General features: G+C 40.6%; 19 protein-coding genes. 8 read left to right on the top strand and 11 right to left on the bottom strand.

The genetic code is table 11. The features are described 5' to 3' along the window. Nucleotides 1-568 precede the first annotated feature (568 nt). From BBI00_RS03455 to BBI00_RS03420, 9 genes are all read right to left on the bottom strand, one after another. Nucleotides 569-838, bottom strand: a complete 270-nt coding sequence (locus tag BBI00_RS03455) for a hypothetical protein (RefSeq protein WP_065397458.1) — start codon at nucleotides 836-838, stop codon at nucleotides 569-571. 63 nt (nucleotides 839-901) lie between these two features. Continuing rightward, on the bottom strand, nucleotides 902-2,248 hold the full coding sequence (locus BBI00_RS03450) for a S41 family peptidase (protein ID WP_083988411.1): 1,347 nt from the start codon (nucleotides 2,246-2,248) through the stop codon (nucleotides 902-904). Between the two features lie 6 nt (nucleotides 2,249-2,254). Next, nucleotides 2,255-2,995 (bottom strand): hypothetical protein, encoded by a 741-nt coding sequence (locus BBI00_RS03445; RefSeq protein ID WP_228394706.1) that lies wholly within the window; start codon nucleotides 2,993-2,995, stop codon nucleotides 2,255-2,257. Nucleotides 2,996-3,165: 170 nt separating this feature from the next. Beyond that, nucleotides 3,166-4,092 (bottom strand): T9SS-dependent choice-of-anchor J family protein, encoded by a 927-nt coding sequence (locus tag BBI00_RS03440; RefSeq protein ID WP_065397457.1) that lies wholly within the window; start codon nucleotides 4,090-4,092, stop codon nucleotides 3,166-3,168. A 72-nt stretch (nucleotides 4,093-4,164) separates the two neighbouring features. Beyond that, on the bottom strand, nucleotides 4,165-5,463 hold the full coding sequence (locus BBI00_RS03435) for a hypothetical protein (RefSeq protein ID WP_065397456.1): 1,299 nt from the start codon (nucleotides 5,461-5,463) through the stop codon (nucleotides 4,165-4,167). 51 nt (nucleotides 5,464-5,514) lie between these two features. Further along, the gene (locus BBI00_RS23230; protein ID WP_165602491.1) at nucleotides 5,515-5,679 is read right to left on the bottom strand and encodes a hypothetical protein; all 165 of its coding nucleotides are present in this window, start codon (nucleotides 5,677-5,679) and stop codon (nucleotides 5,515-5,517) included. Between the two features lie 113 nt (nucleotides 5,680-5,792). Further along, complete coding sequence (locus BBI00_RS03430; RefSeq protein WP_065397455.1) at nucleotides 5,793-7,088, bottom strand: hypothetical protein; 1,296 nt, start codon at nucleotides 7,086-7,088, stop codon at nucleotides 5,793-5,795. A gap of 42 nt (nucleotides 7,089-7,130) precedes the next feature. Next, a complete protein-coding gene (locus tag BBI00_RS03425; protein ID WP_065397454.1) occupies nucleotides 7,131-10,412 on the bottom strand; it encodes a TonB-dependent receptor in 3,282 nt (1,093 codons plus the stop codon). A 53-nt stretch (nucleotides 10,413-10,465) separates the two neighbouring features. After that, nucleotides 10,466-11,413 (bottom strand): FecR family protein, encoded by a 948-nt coding sequence (locus tag BBI00_RS03420; RefSeq protein WP_228394705.1) that lies wholly within the window; start codon nucleotides 11,411-11,413, stop codon nucleotides 10,466-10,468. A gap of 242 nt (nucleotides 11,414-11,655) precedes the next feature. Between BBI00_RS03420 and BBI00_RS03415 the strand changes: the two genes are divergently transcribed. Continuing rightward, on the top strand, nucleotides 11,656-12,282 hold the full coding sequence (locus BBI00_RS03415; protein WP_065397452.1) for an RNA polymerase sigma factor: 627 nt from the start codon (nucleotides 11,656-11,658) through the stop codon (nucleotides 12,280-12,282). Nucleotides 12,283-12,381: 99 nt separating this feature from the next. Then, complete coding sequence (locus BBI00_RS03410; RefSeq protein WP_065397451.1) at nucleotides 12,382-12,834, top strand: hypothetical protein; 453 nt, start codon at nucleotides 12,382-12,384, stop codon at nucleotides 12,832-12,834. An 11-nt stretch (nucleotides 12,835-12,845) separates the two neighbouring features. Here BBI00_RS03410 and BBI00_RS03405 read toward each other — a convergent pair whose 3' ends face one another. Continuing rightward, nucleotides 12,846-13,463: a helix-turn-helix transcriptional regulator gene (locus BBI00_RS03405; protein WP_065397450.1), complete on the bottom strand. Its 618-nt coding sequence runs from the start codon at nucleotides 13,461-13,463 to the stop codon at nucleotides 12,846-12,848. Between the two features lie 194 nt (nucleotides 13,464-13,657). Between BBI00_RS03405 and BBI00_RS03400 the strand changes: the two genes are divergently transcribed. The 6 genes from BBI00_RS03400 (at nucleotide 13,658) to BBI00_RS03375 (ending at nucleotide 17,249) form a co-directional block, all read left to right on the top strand. After that, nucleotides 13,658-14,284, top strand: coding sequence for a superoxide dismutase (locus BBI00_RS03400; RefSeq protein ID WP_065397449.1), 627 nt, complete (start codon nucleotides 13,658-13,660; stop codon nucleotides 14,282-14,284). A gap of 28 nt (nucleotides 14,285-14,312) precedes the next feature. Further along, nucleotides 14,313-14,807, top strand: coding sequence for a DUF2480 family protein (locus BBI00_RS03395; protein ID WP_065397448.1), 495 nt, complete (start codon nucleotides 14,313-14,315; stop codon nucleotides 14,805-14,807). Nucleotides 14,808-14,813: 6 nt separating this feature from the next. Continuing rightward, nucleotides 14,814-15,383: an NADPH-dependent FMN reductase gene (locus BBI00_RS03390; protein ID WP_065397447.1), complete on the top strand. Its 570-nt coding sequence runs from the start codon at nucleotides 14,814-14,816 to the stop codon at nucleotides 15,381-15,383. Between the two features lies 1 nt (nucleotide 15,384). Continuing rightward, complete coding sequence (locus BBI00_RS03385; protein WP_065397446.1) at nucleotides 15,385-16,437, top strand: NAD(P)/FAD-dependent oxidoreductase; 1,053 nt, start codon at nucleotides 15,385-15,387, stop codon at nucleotides 16,435-16,437. Nucleotides 16,438-16,441: 4 nt separating this feature from the next. Beyond that, the gene (locus BBI00_RS03380; RefSeq protein ID WP_065397445.1) at nucleotides 16,442-16,765 is read left to right on the top strand and encodes a 2Fe-2S iron-sulfur cluster-binding protein; all 324 of its coding nucleotides are present in this window, start codon (nucleotides 16,442-16,444) and stop codon (nucleotides 16,763-16,765) included. Nucleotides 16,766-16,898: 133 nt separating this feature from the next. Next, a complete protein-coding gene (locus tag BBI00_RS03375; RefSeq protein WP_065397444.1) occupies nucleotides 16,899-17,249 on the top strand; it encodes a 4Fe-4S dicluster domain-containing protein in 351 nt (116 codons plus the stop codon). Between the two features lie 149 nt (nucleotides 17,250-17,398). Here BBI00_RS03375 and BBI00_RS03370 read toward each other — a convergent pair whose 3' ends face one another. Beyond that, nucleotides 17,399-18,340: a ketopantoate reductase family protein gene (locus tag BBI00_RS03370; protein ID WP_065397443.1), complete on the bottom strand. Its 942-nt coding sequence runs from the start codon at nucleotides 18,338-18,340 to the stop codon at nucleotides 17,399-17,401. Nucleotides 18,341-18,360 lie beyond the last annotated feature (20 nt).

Genomic DNA, 18,360 nt, shown 5'->3' with positions numbered 1-18,360 from the left:
CCAAAAAGACCCTGCTTTGATTTGCAAATGAAATTTTATATTTTTTATTTGAACCATTAAGAGATAATTAAGAAGATAAGAATATTAAGAAGAGCTTCGCTTTAAGTGCTGCACCGTAAAAATCTTTGATTTTTACCTTAACTTAGCTTAAAAACTTCATTCTCCTTAATGGTTTTAAAATATGGTTTAATTACAAAAGAGCTTTGAAAATCTCAAACATCTGCATAATCTGTGAGAGAATAAAATAATACCACAAAAGATTCTGTGTTGATCTGCAAATAAATTTTATATTTTTTATTTGAACCATTAAGAGCAAATTAAGAAGATAAGAATATTAAGAAGAGCTTCGCTTTATTTAAGAGCTGCACCGTAAAAATCTTTGATTTTTACCTTAACTTAGCTTAAAAACATCATTCTCCTTAATGGTTTAAAAATATGGTTTAATTACAAAAGAGCTTTGAAAATCTCTGTTTTCTTATCCACAGACATCCATACAATCTGTGAAATCTCCAAGAGAATAAAATATCCGCATCATTTTTACTCGTTTAACCTGATGGCAGGCAATACGCTATTTCTGTCTTTCTTTTCTTCTGAGTTCCCGGAGTCTTAAAGTCAGTTTCTTTCTTAAATCATTATGATATGCCCTGTAGTTCTTAATGCTCTGTTCAAGATTCTTTTTATTAAGCAGATACTCTTCATACAGATGGCCCAATTCTGAAATCTGGGTGGCTACATCGGATGATCCGGCTTCAGGATCATTTACCGCTTCTATCAGCAGGCGGTAATATTCGATACGGCTGGTCAGGCTCGTGTGAAGTTTTGGCTCTATTCCCTGCATACTATTATTTTTTGTGATTATTTTTAAATAAAGATTTGTCTTTCCACTTCCCGGCTTTTCCTCTTATCTTCCTTTTCCAAAAACCATGGGAGGTACATCACTCTGGAACAGGATTCTGGTTTTTCCTGAAACGGTTGCTCCACTGGCTGTTTTAAAGTAATTGCCGTTCAGGACGGAGGAAATCAAGGTTTCATTGGGGTCACCTAAGGGCAATAAGGGAAGCTCACCATATTCATTTACAGAAATCTGTGGTGTAATTCCACTGCTGTATTCTCCGGCTCCATTGGCGTTATACACTTTATAAATGACGGGATGAATCTGCCATGGGATTTTTCTCGGCTTACGGCGGTCTTCTACAACAAATCCGGCCATATCTTTTCCCAGCGTTACATCCCCGATCTGGATAACCTGCATATAAGGTTTCAGATTATTGATGACTATTTCAGCTGCAGAAGCGGTACTGTTTGACGTAAGAATATAGACTTTGCCCAACCCTAATGCATTCGCCCGTAATGTATTGAAACCAATTGCTTTGGGCTCATAGGCAATCTGTTGAGAGAAAGTCCTTTTCACTTCACCACCGTTTTTGTTTCCCTTAAAAATAATGAATGGAGAATCGGATGATATTCCTGAAGGGATCAGTGCACAAAGAGCAGCAGCGGCGGATACCGATCCTCCGTAGTTGTACCTCAGGTCCAGGATAAGTTCCTGCACGCCGGCAGCTTTAAACTCGGCAAATTTCTGACTGAGAACCGGCATCATTCCTTCCGGGAAATCGTAGATATAAAGGTAACCTGCCTTTTTACCGTTTTTTTCAAATATTTTAGATAAGGTAGACTGCGGGAAAGAAAGACCGTAGTATACTTTAATGTCCTTTTCATCAGTCACCGTCCCGTTTTTCCAGCTTCCTACGGTAAGGTCCAGAACAGTAAAATCTTTCATAGATGCTGCAATGGTTTCTGCATTGGCTGCGGTTACGGCTTTTCCGTTGATTTTGGTAATGACTGTTCCCCGTTCCAGTCCGGCATTGAAAGCAGGAGAATTCTGGAGAACCAGCTTCACCACGGTAACCACTTTCCCATTTCCCAACTGGATCACGGTATAATCAAAACCGTACATATTGCGTACAGAACGTGGATAGGTGGAAGAATCTTCTGTATTCACAATAAAAGAAAACCGGTCCTGAGGAGACAGAAGGCTCTGAAAAAAGTCTTTTACAGGTAAATGATAATCCGGTTGGGCAGGCATCTGATCTGCCCAATAATAATATCTTCTCATGCTATCCTGTACCCAGAGATTGACAGATTCCGTACTTCCTTCAGGAAAAACAGGAGCATTTTCATCATTATTTGTACAGGAAATAAGGATAAAAACAAAAGCTATGCATTGAAGTTTAAAAAAATTCCTCATCAGTTATTATAGATATTCTGCAATATCAATGTCACCTTTTACAACCCATACTCCATTTTCTGTTTTTTCCTGAAGTACGATCATATTGGCACCTATACGCTGTTTTAGTTTAACTCTAATGGGCTGGGATCCTGTGTAGGGTTCTGTAGTTCCCGGTTTATATAATTCAAGGTATACAGGAGCTGTAATGCTGAAATTACTATAAATTTTAACAGACGTAAAGCTGTCTTTTCCGATGTTGTCAAATTCTGCCAGCACTACCCCGTTTTCTCTTTTTAAAACCCCTTTTACATTTTTAAGGGCAGATCCGGAATATTCTCCCAGGTTCGGAAAAATAAACTCAAAGCCTACTTTTCCCAGATTCACCTGTGGTTTTACAGCATCTGCCTGTAGAAAAATACCGGGCAGGTTAAAGAAATATATATTTTTATAATCCTCTACATTATCATAACTGATATTGTATCTTGCTATTTCCGAGCCTGTTTCATTATTATAAAGGGCCAGCCTGTTGGTTTCTCCCTGGTCAAGGACAAACTGGAGTCTGGTTTCTATTTTATCGGTATAGGAAGTCTTCCCGCCTATAGCCACAGGCTCCCCGTTGAACCTCAGCTGAAGCACTTCAGGCCTGGAATATCCTTTAATGGTTACTTCACCCGGTTTCTGAACAGCATCATATCTTTCCATCACGGTATTATCTGTGCAGGAAAATAGCAGGGTCAATAACAGAAGTACAAAGATCTTATTCATCTTTTATTTTATTTTAACTTAAAAAATATTGCCCCGCCCATTGTGCAGGGCAATATATAATTATAAAAAAACTAGTTGGATATGTTCTGGATAGCTTTACTCAACAGCTACCCATTATTGTATATAAAATTTCATGTATTTCTAAAAATCAGTTTTGAAGGGAAGACTATTTATCTTTTAATAAAATTCAGGTGTTCTGTAGTTTTTCCATCCGTAACTTCCGCTGTGTATACCCCTTCAGGTAAACCTGCAATATGGATTGCTCCGGAATAGGGAACAGTAATAACTTTCTGCCCTGCCCTGTTATAAATAACTATCGTGGTCTTGTTTTCTTTCAATGCCGGATTCAGTTTCAGGCGCAGGAAATCTTTCGCAGGGTTTTCTGCTATTTTAGTAACAATTTCGTTCTTTTTTACATCCTTTGTGCTTAAGGTAACTGATGAAGCATAAATAGCCATTTCATCAATATTGATATTCTGAATATTGCTTCCGGCTGATTTTCTGTTGGACCAGATCCCGATGTAGATTTTCTTTCCTGCAAAAGCAGACAGATCTACAAGACTTTCCACAAACTGGGTAAGATCTGCAGGAAAAGGATTTTCAGTATATCCACCTTTGATTTTATAGGGATTAGGAAGGTCATTCCCGTTCGCATCTACTGCAAGTGCCTGGAAATCTGCCAAGGAAGGAACAGGTTTCTGAGGAGTGCTTACGTAGATATAAAGGTCTCTGGCAACAGCTGTCTGACTTGCTCTCTGTCTTCCTACATAAGCTGCTAAAGTAACAGTTCCTGAAGCTGAAGAAAGGTCAATCTCCGGAGAGGTGATCCAGTCGTTTTCTGTAGCAAAATTAGCGGCAGTTCCTGAAGGTACCAGATTGATAGAATGTCGGATTGTTCCTGACGTTCCGTACGCCATTGCAGTTCCGTTATGATAGATATTTTTTCCCTGAATCCATCCGTTTCCGTTGTTGTTCAGATCATGGAGCGTCCAGCCCTGAAGATCATCAGCCGTTTCAAAAGAATTGCTCCATACCAGTTCCTGTGCAAATGCGGCCTGTGAAACCAATACAATAGATAATAAAAATAATTTTTTCATAATACTTATTATTAAGATGTTTTGAAGAATAAAAGCAGGGAAAGACACAATGCTTTCCCTGTTTTTTAGGTTTTATTCCTGAACTGAGAAGTCATATTTTGTCCAGATTCCCTGGAAGTTTCCACAGTTTCTAGGAGAAACATTCCATGGTCCTTCGTTGAAGAACGGCTGGCTCATCCCCCATACTGAAGCAAGAGTACCTGTCAACAGGTTGGCTGCAGGAATTCCGGCAGTTCCGGCTCCCGTTACAGAAGTTCCGAATCCGTGTACAAAAATTGAGTTAAGTGTAGAAGCTGAAGAAAGTTCAGAACCTGTTCCTTCCACTTTAATCCCTACAGGATATCCTGTAACTACGGCATTGTTCAATGTCAATTTTCCGTGTCTTCTGATGTGGATACCATTTTCATAAGCAAGACCCTGTCCTGCCAATCCGTTTTTAGCTCCGATGATGGTAAGGTTGTTGATCACAGGATTGGTAATCAATGATGTAGAAGTACCACCGGCGTTGTTATCAAGTTCGATACCGTTAGAATCAGGATCCCCTCCGCTCACGGTATGAGCTGATCTGTAGTCTGCTAAAGATAAAGCACATGTAATGGTTCCTGTATATCCGTTATCAAAGTCGAAGTTATCATCTTCAGCGGCGAAAGAGATCAGGTTGGAAGCATTTACGGTTCCTCCGAAGAATTCAAAAGAATCATCCTGACCGTAAGATACCTGGATATGATCTAAAGTAGTACCGTTACCCACACCTCCTAATGATAATGCATTCACTTCGTTTCCTGAGTTCGCTCCTACGAAGTCGTATCCTGCAAACTCAATACGTACATATTTCATTGTTCCTGCATTGTGAGAAGGATTGGTTCCTCCGAAATAATAATCACTACCGCTTAATCCTTCGATTGTAGTGGTAGCAGGTACATTGGTAGGTGCATCACCCAACAGGATCACTCCTCCGAAATCTCCAGGAGTAGCTGTAGTAAGATCATCACCATCCAATAACCTATAACTTGTAAAAACAATTGGCTGAGATTCAGTTCCTGTAGCATTGATCTTACCTGTTTTGGTAATAACAAGGATTCCTGAACCTTCTCCTATAGCATTAGGTTTTGCCTTGATAAAAGTTCCGGGCTGAATCGTAAGAGTTGCTCCGTTTTTCACGGCTACCGTACCATCAATTTCTATTACCCCGCTCCATGTTGTATCGGAAGTAATAGGACCGCTTACCTTCGTTACAGGAAGTGCAGAAGCTGTAAGGTATTCAGCTGAAGTAGGCTTCATTTCGAAAGGAGTCGAAGAATCTGCCAAATGATCGTTCTGACAAGCAGTAAGGGATAATGCAGCAACTGCAATTAAAGTTAATCTTTTCATTGTTATAATTTTTTGGTCATTCCGGTTATTTATTTTTATGACCGGAAGTTTTTAATATTCAGAAATATCCGCCTCTATATCTCTGCGATTTGGTTTTTGTTTCACCCGGTATTTCATGAGGAGCTGATATACAGGAGTTCCCTTCTGTTCCGCTACTGCCCGGGAAAAGACAATAGCGTCCGGTTTCTGCTGATCCGGTACTGCTGTGCGCATCATCAGTATAAATCCGGCTCATGTTCAGGATTCCGAAACCTGTACACTTCTATATCAAGAGCTCTTTTTATCTTATCTTTTTCAAAAGCAGAGTATGACCTCCACTTTTAAACATCTTATTCTACAATAGAGAAATCATATTTCGTCCAGTTTCCCTGGAAGTTTCCGCAGTTTCTGGGTGATATATTCCATGATCCTTCATTATAGAAAGGCTGTTTCATACCAAAAAATGCAGCTACAGAGCCTGTAAGCAGGTTAGCTGCAGGAATACCGGCCGTACCGGGTCCTGTAACACTTGTTGAAAATCCATGGACCTGAATGGTACTGAAATCAGATGCTGAAGAAAGCTGAGAACCGGTTCCTTCTACCCTGATCCCTGTAGGATAACCTGTCACTACGGCGTTATTTAATGTAAGTCTGCCATTTCTACGGATATGAATTCCGTTTTCGTATTTATTGCCCCAATTGCTGTATTTCACTCCTATTATCGTCAGATTATTGATCACAGGATGTGTTATCAAGCTGGTAGCCGTACCTGTAGAATTATTATCCAGCTCAATCCCGTTAGAATCCGGCACGATCCCGCTTAGTGAGTGATATGCGTTGTAATCTGCCAAAGAAACAGCGCAGGTAATTGTACCTGTATATCCGTTATCAAAATCAAAATTATCGTCTTCGGCTGCTAAGGAGATGAGATTGGATGCATTCACTGTTCCTCCGAAAAATTCAAAAGAATCATCTTTGCTGTAAGAAACCTGGATATGATCTAAAGTCGTTCCGTTCCCAACTCCGCCTAATGACAATGCATTCACTTCGTTGCCGGAATTCCCGCCCAAATAGTCATAGCCCGCAAACTCAATGCGCACATACTTCATTACTCCTGCATTGTGAGAAGGATTGGAGCCGCCGAAGTAACGGTCACTATTCAGACTTAGTCCCTCGATGGATGTTGTGGAAGGAACATTGGTAGGCGCATCACCCAACAGGATTACCCCGCCAAAATCACCGGGTGCAGGATAAGTATCTTCAGTTCCGTCCAGCAGCTTATAGCTTGTAAATACAATAGGCTGATTTTCCGTACCGGCCGCATTGATCTTTCCGGTTTTAGAAATAATCAGAATACCTGTGGCGGCTCCGGTTGTATTAGGTTTAGCCTTAATGTAAGTTCCCGGAAGAATCGTTAATGTTGCTCCGTTTTTCACTGTAATGATTCCGTCCATTTCAATCACCCCGCTCCATGTTGTATTGGAGGTAATATCTCCACTTACAGGTGTTACCGGTAAAGATGAAACCGTAATATACTCTGCAGAAACAGGTTTTAAATCAAAAGATTCTGAAGAACCTGACAGCTGGTCACTCTGGCAGGCTGTAAGAGATAGCCCGGTTATTGCAGTGAGGATTAATTTTTTCATTCTTAATGAGTTTATTGGTTTATGTATTAGTTTAAAGAAGCATCAAAATGTATAGTTTACACTCAACCCGAATATTCTTCCGCTGTACGCCCGGAACAGAATTTTATCAATATCCCTGTCGTATTTATTGGTGGCACCCGGCAGCAGTTCCATTGATTCCCTTACCGTGTCCAGATTACTTCCTGCATCTTTTTTGCTGACATAGGAATTATAATTGTTGTAATATTCTTTTACCCTGTTGAAAAGATTTCTTACGTTCAGTTTCACTTCAAGGTTTCTGTTTCTAAGGAATTTATAGGAGATCTGTGCATCTGCCACCGCATAGGCTCTCTGTATCTCTTCTCCGTTGTAAGCATATCCTACCGTGATGTATTGGTCGCCCTTTGCATTATACAAAAAGCTTAATCCCAGTCTCTGCCCATCATACATTAATCCAACATTATAAGCGTAAGGAGTCTGCCCGTAAAGAGGCCTTTCCACTTCGTAGGTAGCATCATTTTCTCCGTTTTTTTCTTTGTCTTTAAAAGCAATGACTTTGGTGTCATTGTAGGTAAAGTTTCCGCTGACGAAAAGTTTTGAAAGAAAAGTATCCGGAGCAATAAAGCCTAAGTTTTTTCTCACTTCCGCCTCAAATCCTTTCAGTTTGGCGTTTTTTGAATTTCCGTTGTAGAGATAAAGGTTTCCTTCACTGGAAATGAATCCTTCCCGTTCAATAGGATTATCTATATTTTTATAATACAATCCTGCTGAAAATATCTCCCCAAGCCCGGGGAACCATTCAAATTTAAAATCATAGTTGTTGACCACCGACGATACCATCTCCGTATTGAAAATCTGCCCATTGGCAACAGGATCAAAATAAGGCAATCCTGTTCTTTCATTAAACTGAGGACGAATCACCGTTTTGTTGTAAGCCAGTCTCAGATTGATCTTATTGGTGGGGCTATAGGTAAAATTGGCTGACGGCATCCATTGCCACGGTTTATCATCAAGCCCAAAGCGGGTAAAATTCCGGGAGTCTTTGGAATCCATTTGCTGGGAAATCAGGTCGTACTGGAAATATTCAGCCCGTAATCCCCAGACCAGCCTGAATTTATTTTTCCACCGGTTGTCAAACATTACATACATTGCATGCTGCTCCACTTCCCCTTCATATTTACCATCTACAAATAAGGGTCTGGTCTCCCAGCCAATTCCTCCGGGTACATAATGAGAACCATCAAACCAATCGGCAAGGGCACCGTACATATGGAGAATTTTCGGATTCGGAACGGCTCTGTTTTCATCAACTCTCAGTAAAAATTTCTGCTGCTGATTGGTATTGGTCTTGGATGCTCCGGCATATCCTATTTTAATATCATTTTTAAAGTTTTGTCTGTCAAAACTCCATTTGAAAGAGGCACCGTAATTATAATCCGTTTCTTTGCTGGCGATGTATCCTCTGGCAAAATCACTTGATGAATTGTTAACCTCATAATAGCTTAAAATTTCACGCCCCACAAAACTGTACAGGTTCTTGTGCAAAGTATAATCTTTGGTATCTGAGGAAACGCCCGTTCTGGCGGCAAACCAGCTGACTTCCATATTGCTGAACTTATGACTCCCTTCCAGCTTATTCTGCAGGAATGTCTGATACACAGGATAATCTGTATTTCCGGTAAAAGGTTTGTCTAGAGAAGGAATCTGTGACGGATCATTATTGGGAATAATCCCGTGATAAAAGTAATTATAGGAGGCTTCTGCATTGGAAGGCAAGCCGCTTCCTCCGGTGTATTCATCCCAACCTGTAATTCTCGTCAGTGTATTATCATAGATATGGGTATACGAATTACGGAATGATATTCTGGTTTTATTCAGCTGCAGACCGAAGTTTAGCATTCCTGCGACTGTAGAATTATAATTGTAGGATGCCCCTTTGTTTTTAAAGTTATAAAAAGGAATTTTTCCGTTGGCATCCGGCACCCCGGTCGTATCCAGCCAGTTTCCCCTTCCTGTATGATCTATGTCCAGTTTATTCTGCTCATTCCTGATGACAAATGCTCCTGCAAATCCCCATTTGTTATTATTTTTAAGGGCATAAGTTCTTCCCAATGCGAGCTGCAGGTTAGAACCCATATCGCCTCTTGTTTTATAAGTGGTGAAATTGTCATTGGTAAACTGTCTGGACTGCTCGAAAAACCTGGGACCGGTCAATCCAACAGCTTCAAGACCTTTCGGGAAATCCCGGGTTCCGTCATCATACCCGAAATAATCATATTTTCCCCGCTGCCGGGTCAGAAACTCTTTGAAAGCCGCCTGGTCATTATAGGAAGTTCCCATGCTTACCGTTGTAAAATTTTCATTGGGAATATCTTTGGTCCGTACTTCCACATAGCCTCCTGCAAAGTTGGCATTCATATCGGGAGTTGCCGATTTGCTCACCACAACACTTTCTACCATTGCCGTAGGAATGATATCAAAAGAGAAATTCTGATTATAGGTTTCAGTGCTGGGAAGGTTTATTCCGTCCATCGCCGCCGTATTCCAGCGTTCTCCCATAGACCTTACCACCACATATTTATTATCGATGGTCGTAATTCCCGTTACTCTTTTCAAAGTTCCTCCTACATCATTATCAGGGGTTTTGGCAATCTGTTCGGCTGAGATTCCGTCGCTCATCTGAGCCGCTTTTTTCTGTTGCGTCAGCAATCCGGCCTGGGTATCTGCTTTGCGGGTAGCGGTAACTACCACTTCTTTAATATCTGTAACTTTATCTGAAGCTCGGTTCAGGGCAAATGAAACCGTGTTGGTTTCTTTATGATTAACTACTAATTTTTCTACCCTCAGTGTATTGTATTGAGAAGCTTTTATCGTCAGATTATACATTCCCGAAGGAAGATCTATAGAGAAATCACCGTTATTATCTGTTGCGGCAGTTCTTCCTGCGATATTTACCTCAGCTCCGGCAACAGGATTTCCCACTTCATCTACTATTTTTCCTGATATACGTCCGTTGCCCGGTACAGAAACCGCAGAGTTCTCATATTTTATTGAAATAAGGTCCCCATGTAAGCGGAATACTACGGGAAGCCCGCTGGTAATGTCTTTCAGGCAGCTATTGATTGTGGAATTTTCACATTTTATCCCTTTTACCTTCAGCTCTTTGATATCTACCTTTGAATAGGCCAGCCTCATTCCTGTTTTTCCTGCAAACTCCTCCAGAACTTCAATTAAAGACCTGCTGGAAGGAACGGAAAACGAAACTTTCTGAACCAGTTCCTGTGCTTCTGCTGCAACAGTAAAAAATAAGGCTGCTATGGTAAAACCACATTTCAAACTTTTCATACGTAAGTGTTCTCTTTTAGATTTAAGAATTATCTGATTATTATTTTTATGATTTATTTCTTCAGGATGTAGACATTATCTTGTTTCTGAACTTCAAATCCGAGTATAAAGGCCAGGGATTCTATATTCTCTCCCACTGTTCCTCCGGTAAAGTCTGCTGTGATCTTCTTATCTCCAGCTTCCTTAGGATAATGGATTTTTGTGCTGTAATTGCCTTCGAGAACGGCGATCACTTCTTTTAAAGGAACATCATTGAAGCTTAAAGACAATAGTTCAGGAGTTGGTTTTCCGGAAACCCTGTTAAGTTCAAATGAAATCACCGCATTGGTATGAGCGACTCCGAAATTGGTCCATTTCTGATTCGGTGTAAGGAAAGCTACAGGTCCTCCGGCTGCAGACACCGCCACTTTACCTTCATAAAGATCTACAGCCTTTTTCTTCCCGGATTGGGAAATTTTAAATATCGTTCCCAACACTTTGGTACTGAACCCATCAGCCTGAACAATAAAAGGATGGTTCTTTGATTTTGCTACGGAAAATAATGCATCACCTTTCAGGTTCACCCTTCTGGTATCAGCAGGAAATGATTTTTCAACCGTAAGTTCTGAACCTGGCAATAAGGTAACTACCGATCCGTCTTCAAGCTGAATGATCCTGTTCCCGGATCCGGCAAGGTAAACATCCGCCCTGATGTAGGTATGATAGGCAAAGAACCCACCTAACGAGATCAGCAGAATGATAACTGCTGCAATTTTATAGGCATTCTTCTGAAACCTGCTGACAGGAATTATTTTTTCACCAGATACAAAATAATGATTCAGTCCGGCCAATATTCTTTCTCTGGCTTCCGACATATGAACAGGATCCAGGTCTTTTTCTGCCCGGAGCTTCCACTGGTTTAAAATTTCATTTTCTTTTTCAGAGATCTTTTCCCCTGAAACTTCCCGTGTCCAAAGTCTGAAAACAAAGGCTTCTATATTTTTATAGGTAAAACGTTTCATAAAATATTTCATCGTATTCACAGATGCTTCTATGTATAAGACAGTGAAAATGAAAAACTTCCCCAGGCTATTCTTAACATTCTATTCATATTAAAGCCGGATTCATTATTATTTTCAACCTATTTTACATTTACTCAACATTAACTTCATATTCACGCCCGGTTTTTCAGAAATATTTAACCTTACCATAATTAAAGTTCACAAAAAGTTAATTTTCCTTTAGGTAATTTTGTTGCAGCAATATGAACCTAACAGACTCTACTTTATTAAAGAAAATAAAATCAGGCGACCGCCCTGCATTTATGCTTCTGTACGACCGTTACTGGGATAGTCTGTACCGCTTTGTTTTTATACGCACAAAGGACAAGGAAGTTTCTGAAGAACTGCTTCAGAACTTATGGGTGAAGATCCTTGAAAATACAGATGCCATACAAACGGATGAATCGGAAAGTGCCAAAGGCTATCTGCTACGCCATCTTCATTATCGGATTCTGGATTATTATAACAGCTATAAAAAAGCTCCGCCAACACTGAGTATTGACGAGTTTGACATGCCTGCAGAAACAGACATCTCCGATACTGAATATTTTGAAATCCTGGAAGAGAATGAAATCTCCGTTTTATTATCCATGATTGATGAAGTGGTTTCACGTCTTCCTTCTACAGAGCAGCAGGTATATGACATGAGAATCCGGCAGAATATGTCGGTCAATGAAACGGCAGAAGCTTTGGGAATCAGTAATAAAACCGTAAGCAATAAACTGAGTAAGGCTCTTGGAGAGATCCGGGAACAGCTGGCTCCGGATTATCAGTCATCAAAAAAGCTGATCTCTATTCTGATGCTGATGGAAATATTGACCCAATATTAATTCTCGGACAGATTATTTTGTTTTTGTTAAATTGCAGAATATTATCTGTTAAAGTATCAAATGATATCGCCTGAATATTTGCCTTTAATCATTTTTCTAATGTTTTTCGTTACTTTAGGTATCGGAATATTCATGACTGTACGGATGATCCGTAAAATTCGGAACAAACAGAATGAACCGCTGAGCCAGGACGCCGGCAAAACCGTCAATGTTCCTCTTATAGCTTCATTTACCCTGATTAAAGGGCTTTATCCGCTTTCCCTGTCCAACAACAGTATCTCACCCCGCCTTTTGCTGCATGAAAGTTATGCAGAATATAAAGTCCTGTTCTCAAGAAAAAGGCCATACAGTGATATTGAGCAGGTACATATTCTGTTGGCGCCTGCAACAACCAATATCATCCTGGAATTTAAGGACAGCAGGAAATCTTTTGCCGGAAACCTCAATAACAGACAAAAACTGGCAGAAGTACTCAGAATACTGAAACAAAAATGCAGACTTTCTCCTAAAGCACAGGAGTTTTTGGAAGAAACAGATAAAAATTTATCCTGATCACTGGTATTTCAGCTGATCTTATATACGCAGCGCTGCCCTCCGGAGATAATGTGGTCTACCCTTTCAACGGTATATTCTTTTCCGATCAGAGACTGAAAATTGGAAAGTTCGGCACGGCAAAACCCCTGGCATTCCGTAGCGGCAGCACAGATCGGGCAATGGTTTTCAATAAGGAAATATTCGTTTCCTTCTTTTTTCCATTCTGCCATATAGCCTTCTTTGCTTCGGGCTTGTGCAAGTACTTCAAGACGCTGCTCCAGATTTCTGGTTTTTGAAAGTGCTTTTTCATACCGGTCATGGGTATTTTTTTCACGGTCACTGATCAGGAGTTCCAGTGCATTTTCACCCAGTAGATTTTTTACCGATTTCAGAAGCTGTACCGTCACGTCGGCATGAGTATCCGGAAACTGTGCCAGTCCTTTTTCTGTAAGAATATAGTAAGTAGATGGGCGGCCTACTCCTTCGCTCTTCACATCAGGCCGGATCAGTCCTTCCTGGGCAAGATTCAGCAGATGCTTTCTCGCTCCTTCCTTGGTGATGGAGAGTTCTTCGGAAATAAGAAGTGATGTTGCCTCCCCTCTCATCTTCAAAAACATCAGAATGCGGTCTGCCGCTGATTTCTTCATTTGACAATATTTTGGTTGTTTTATTTTTCAACAACAAAGATAGTCATTTTCTATAATTTCAAAAAATAAAGAATAAATCACACACTAACAACAAGTTACATCAATTAAAATCCAAATATATAAAACAACTAAAAAGTTGTTTTATTCAAATATATTATTACCTTTGTCACACAGTAATCAAAAAAATAAACAGAATGAAACCATTTACATTACCTCAGCTTTCCTATGCTTATGATGCCCTGACTCCTTTTATCGATACAGAAACAATGACCATTCACCATCAGCGCCATCACCAGGCCTATGTAGATAATCTTAATACTGCCCTGGCACAAACCAGTGAGACCAATCCGGATCTGGATTCATTATTACAGAGAATAAGTGAATACAGCCCGGCGGTCAGGAATAATGGCGGTGGCCACTACAATCATTCTTTATTCTGGGAAATCCTTTCTCCACAGCCTAAACTGAAGCCTGAAGGAAAACTTAATGATGCAATTACTTCCACTTTCGGAAGCCTGGAAGAATTAAAGGCTGAAATGAAGAAAACAGGTCTTGCTCAGTTTGGTTCAGGATGGGTTTGGCTGTATGTAAAATTCAACGGCTCGCTGGCAGTAAGCTCTACTCCCAATCAGGATAACCCGATGATGGATGTTCTTCCGGTGAACAGAGGTTTTCCAATCCTTGGAATTGATATCTGGGAACACGCTTACTATCTGAATTATCAGAACAAGAGAGCAGATTACCTTGACGCTTTCTGGTCTGTGCTGGACTGGTCTGCTGTAGAAAAAAAATATGAGGAAGCCCTTTCGAAAGTAAGGTAACCGATACGGACTGGAAAATCAATTATCAATGGAAACTTTTATCAATAAAGCAAAAGCATCGGGTATCATTGCTTTTGATCTTTTAACCTATAAACCTACTACGGAAATTGTAGAACTGGATATCAAAGACCATCTTTTCATGGGAATGATCGTCAGGGAAAAGGAATTTAAAGAATCGATTGCTGCTGTGGATTTTTCCATCTATGAAGGAAAAGCAGTGGGGATCGTCTGCTCTACGGAGGCCATTATTCCGCCATGGGCTTATATGTTCCTTATGGAAAAGCTGTATCCCTACGCAGTTTATACAGATCTGAACAACGCCGGAACAATTCTGCTGGATCTGTGGAAACGCCGGCTCATCTATGCAGACCTGAAGTGCTATAAGGATCAGAAAGTAGTAGTAAGAGCGAATGCAGACCATGACCCTGCCCTGTATCTACTGGCCGCCGGGCTTTTACAGCCTTTGGTCAAAAGTCTGATGTATGGTGAAATAGGTTTGCCCAAAGTAATTTTCAAAAAATAAAACAACATGAAAGCAATCCTTTTCAACGGATCACTGGAAAGAAGAAGTGAGTCTACTTCAGGAATTATTTCCAGCTATTTTTCTGACCGTCTGGAAGCGCTGGGAGTACAGACTGACATTTTTACCCTTGCGGATTCCGGGATTCCCCTGTTTGATGTCACACTTACCAAAACGCCTTTAGCGGTAGAACGCATGGCCCAGATGTTTACAGATGCTGATCTTCACATCTGGCTGGCACCTTTATACCACGGGAGCATCCCGGGAGTGATGAAAAACTGCCTCGACTGGCTTGAAGTTACCGCTAACAGGTATGAGCCTTACCTGACAGATAAAACGGTGGGACTGGTATGCTGGGCAGACGGCTTGCAGGCTATGCAGGGCATTAATGCGATGGATGTTATAGCCAAATCATTACGGGCATGGCCACTCCCGTTCAGTGTCCCTATTGTTCGGTCTGCATTATTTAACGGAGACGATAAAAAGGAAATTTCCCCGCTGTATATCAATAAGTTTGAAAAGCTTATCAGCATTGCAGCCTCAAAAAAAATAGAAAAAACAACTATAAATCATTTGTAACATGATAGAAACAGATATACTGATCATTGGAGCCGGCCCTGCAGGGTTATTTACGGTATTTGAAGCCGGCCTTCTCAAAATGCGGTGCCATATTATAGATGCATTACCCCAGATGGGAGGCCAGTTATCAGAATTATATCCCAAGAAACCTATTTTCGATATTCCGGGATTTCCCAGTGTGCTTGCCGGTGATCTGATTGATCAACTTTATGAGCAGATCCGGCAGTTTGAACCTGGTTTTACTTTCAATGAAACGGCGGTACATCTTCTGAAGCTGGAAGAAAACCTGTTTGAGGTGATCACAGATAAAGGAACAAGACACAGAGCCAAAGCCGTTATTATTGCAGGAGGTCTGGGAAGCTTTGAGCCTAAAAAACCACCCATTGAAAATATCGCTGACTTTGAGGAAAAAGGTGTCAGCTATTTCATTAAGCGTCCGGAGGATTATGTAGGGAAACATGTTGTCATAGCCGGAGGAGGTGACTCTGCTCTGGACTGGTCTGTTCATCTTGCTGAAATAGCATCTTCCCTTACTCTGATTCACAGACGGAATGAATTCAGAGGAGCTTTAGACTCCGTTGAAAAAGTGAAAAAACTGAAGCATCAGGGAAAAATCAATCTGATTACACCGGCTGAAGTTATCGGACTTGAAGGTAATGGTGCTTTACAAAGAATCATTGTGGAGAAGGAAGGAACTCTCCAGACTATAGAAACGGATCACTTCATTCCTCTGTTCGGATTGGTACCTAAACTGGGACCTTTGACAGATTGGGGGCTGGAACTGGAAAAGAACGCCATAAAGGTGGATAACAGCACTGATTTCCAGACCAGCATTCCTGGAGTTTATGCTGTAGGTGACATCAATACCTATCCTTATAAAATGAAACTGATCCTCTGTGGTTTTCACGAAACAGCTATCGCCTGCCAGAGCATTTATCAGCGCCTTAACCCAAACAAAAAGTTTGTTTTGAAATATACCACCGTAAGCGGGATTGAAGGTTTTGACGGAACAAAAAAGCAGGCAGAAAAACAAGTAGTAGCAACGATCGACTGATGCCATGGAGAATGAAATTACAATTACCGTAACAGATCAGGATGGTCATGAGCATGCCCTGGTCTGCCCGCTGGAGATGGGTCTTACTTTAAAGGATATTTGTAAAGCCTGCGATCTGCCTATGGAAGCAATGTGCGGCGGAATGGCCATGTGCGCTACCTGCCACTGCTACATTCTTGATGGGGAAACAACATTACCTGAAAAAAGTGATATTGAAGAAGCACTTCTATCTGAGCTTTTCAATTCCGGGGAAAACAGCAGGCTAGCCTGTCAGATTCACCTTACCGCTCAAATGGACGGACTTTCTGTAAAAATCGCAGCAGATTAACAGATTTAAGATACAGGTTTGCACAGTTTATGATGTATATAAATTGTTGAAACTGTTTTAATTAAGTTAGCAGGGATTTCTAAAGCAGTACAAGCTGAAGAAATCCCTTTTACAAACTCTTAAAATACATAATATGGCTATAAAAATAACCGATGACTGCATCAACTGCGGAGCCTGCGAGCCCGAATGCCCCAATTCAGCCATTTATGAAGGGGCTATCGACTGGCGCTGGCAGGACAAAACCAAACTCTCAGGAACCATCACTTTTCCGGATGGTACAACAGCAGATGCTAATGCTTATAATCAGGCTGTCTCAGATGAAGTCTATTATATTGTGTCCGGAAAATGTACTGAGTGCAAGGGCTTTCATGAAGAACCGCAATGTAAAGCCGTATGTCCTGTAGACTGCTGTATCGACGATCCCGACCACCGGGAAACAGAGGAAGTATTACTGAGCAGGCAAAAATTCATGCATGGGACATGATTTTTGATTGATAATACTCTATTAGTTTTCATAGAAAACAGAAAATTACAGAAGCTTTAAAATCTGTAGTAATATATTTAAATTTCTATTTCTGATATTCAAATCAGGCCGGCTGGAGCCGGCCTGATTTGTTCGTTACTTGTATGGCATCAGTTCTGTTTACTTTTAATCTCATTATATATTTTTTGAGTAAACGGAGTTTTGCTATGAAGCTCTGCTCCATATTTCAACACTGCTCCTGCAAATAATTCAAGCTCATTTTCTTTTTTTCCGGAATGAATATCAAGCTGTAAAGAAGTGGGTGTTTCAAAAGGAAAAGCAGAGGCTTTCTCAAATGTCTTTTCTATAATATCTTCCGGCAGGTGAATTTCTTTTTGGGCTGCGATCTGTCTGATTTCTTTCATTATTTCTGTCGCTTCATATTTCTGTTCCTCATCAGTACATACTTTCCCGATTGACGAGTTATGTTTTGCAGTCACCAGTCCGAAGCTGGCAATGAAAATGAATTTGGTCCAGATATCCGATAAAGAATTGTCTTTAAAATCAAAATCAATCTTACTTTCTTCAAGCAGGTCACTGATCCAGTTCACCTCTGCAGAAAAGTGTTCCGGATCTCTTCCTATTATCATCTTCCCAGCTTTTCCCTTATGTTCCACCGTTCCTCTTTCCTTAATATGGGAAGCCACATACAGACAGGTAGGCAAAATAACATGATCAGGAATGATCTTCCGGATTCTGTCATAAATATCTGCACCATTCATCATCGGAAGCAGTACAGTGTCTTTGCTGATCACCGGCAATAGCTGCCTGCATACATTTTCCAGATCATATTCCTTTACACATATAAGGATCAGATCAGGATTCTGAACATCCTCAATATTTTTCTCAATAGCATCAGGATGCGTGGTATGATCAGGATGTTCGGGAGATAGAAGCACCAATCCGTTTTCTTTTACTTTTTCATAGGTTTCTCCTCTGGCCACAAAAGTAATTTTATATTTTCCGGAAGTTTCGTTCGCCTGATTTATTTTAAAGCCAAAATATCCGCCTACACCTCCCAATCCGATAACTACAATATGTTTTCTGTTCATGAAATTATTTTTGACAAAGA

The sequence above is a fragment of the Chryseobacterium arthrosphaerae genome (genome assembly GCF_001684965.1).
Lineage (GTDB): Bacteria > Bacteroidota > Bacteroidia > Flavobacteriales > Weeksellaceae > Chryseobacterium > Chryseobacterium arthrosphaerae.
Note: the sequence above shows the minus strand (reverse complement) of the source record. Positions and strands in the feature narration are given on the sequence as shown.